At 73.5% G+C, this 1,621-nt stretch carries 2 protein-coding genes; both read right to left on the minus strand.

What is annotated here, in order from left to right:
* Positions 1-79 precede the first annotated feature (79 nt).
* Positions 80-283: a hypothetical protein gene (locus SACSA_RS0103340; RefSeq protein ID WP_019813484.1), complete on the minus strand. Its 204-nt coding sequence runs from the start codon at positions 281-283 to the stop codon at positions 80-82.
* Between the two features lie 39 nt (positions 284-322).
* Positions 323-1,279, minus strand: coding sequence for a Ppx/GppA phosphatase family protein (locus SACSA_RS0103345; protein WP_019813486.1), 957 nt, complete (start codon positions 1,277-1,279; stop codon positions 323-325).
* Positions 1,280-1,621 lie beyond the last annotated feature (342 nt).

The following is a 1,621-nucleotide window of genomic DNA, read 5'->3' on the forward strand; positions in this document are numbered from 1 at the left end:
AGGCCCGCGCCCGCCGACCAGCAGGACGGCGGCGGCCCGGCCGGGCCGACCGGCATGCGGTGACGACCGGGACGACCGGTCAGTCGGGCGGCTCGACAGTGCCCGCGTCGGGTGTGACGTCCTCTCCGAACCGGATCTCGTCCTTGTTGGGCGGGTCCGGCACGTCGCGGTTCAGCTCGCCGGAGACACCGCCGGGATCGCGCTTCCGGGCCTGGTCGGGGTCCCGCTCGCCGCGCACGGCGTCGCGGTCCCTCTCGTCCGGCCCCTGCTCGGGACGGCTCATGGGTGTCGCCTCACTTCCCCGATCGGGACGGTCCGGTGGTCAGGCGGCGGGCGACCGCGCCCACCGGCCCGTCGGTTCCTCCATCAGCGCCAGCAGCAGCCCCTGCGTCGTCGACCACGGGCAGGTGATGGCCGACCCGCCGAGCACGGTCAGCAACGCCTCGGCGACCACGGCCCCCGCCAGCGACTGCCGGGCCCGGGGACGTGAGATACCGGGCAGCTCCGCGCGGCGTCCGGCGGGGAGTTCGGCCAGGCGCGGGATCCACGCGCGCACGTCCTCCACATGCAGCTCCCGGGACTTCTTCGATCCCTTCCGCCGCCTGCCCGCCAGGACGGCGAGCTGGCGCAGCACTTTCGAGCACCCGACCGTGCGAAATTCCCGCAACCGCTCGGCGTCCTCGCCGACAGCGTCCCGGATGCGCCGCAGAGCGTCCTCCCGCAGGGCGGCGATGGCCTCCGCGGAGGGCCGGTCGGTGTCCAACCGCCACCGCCGCGTGGCTTCGCGGGCGCCCAGGCGCAGGGATCGCGCCAGCTCGGCATGTATCCCGCGCCCCGCGGCGAGTTCGACGGTGCCACCGCCGATGTCGAGCACACACAGCGAGCCGGCCTCGGCTCCGAACCACGCGCGCGCCGCGCGGTAGGACAACCGGGCCTCCTGCTTGCCACTGAGCACGCGCAGCTCGACTCCGGTCTCCTCACGCACACGAGTGAGTACCTCGTCGGCGTTGCGCGCGTCCCGGATGGACGACGTCGCCAGGCCGAAGAGGTCGGTCACGCCGTGATCGCGGGCGACCGAATCGGCCGTGCGCACGGCCGCGACGACGGAATCGACGCCCTCGCGACGCAGCCGCCCTGACGAGTCGAGCGCCCTGTCGAGGCGCAGGCGCGTCTTGTGCCCGGCCACCGGTTCGAGTGCCGATCCGGCCCGATCGACGCACCGGAGCCGCGCGCTGAAGCAGCCCACGTCGAGGACGCCCACCGTGCCCGCCTTCGTCACAGACCGCACCTCCACACTTCACGGGGACCTCCCCGTTTTCCCACCCGACCGCGTTCGATAACGAGGAAGTAACCCGAACGGGTGAGGTTCAACCGTGTGACACCCGTTGCCGTAACGACACATCCCCGTTGCCGCGATCCTAGAGCAGGGAATAATCGCACCGGAGGGGACGAGCGATGGTGGCAGTGCGCACACCCGGCGAGACGGAGGCCGCGCCCGGTCCGAAGCGGCCACGAACGGGGGGCCACCGACGGTGACGGCCACACTCGGCACCCGGCACGACGACGGGGCCAGTGCCCGGCACGACGAGGCCGCGCGGTGGGGCGCCGCGGCCGCCGCCGT

Source organism: Saccharomonospora saliphila YIM 90502 (assembly GCF_000383795.1).
GTDB classification, from domain to species: domain Bacteria; phylum Actinomycetota; class Actinomycetes; order Mycobacteriales; family Pseudonocardiaceae; genus Saccharomonospora; species Saccharomonospora saliphila.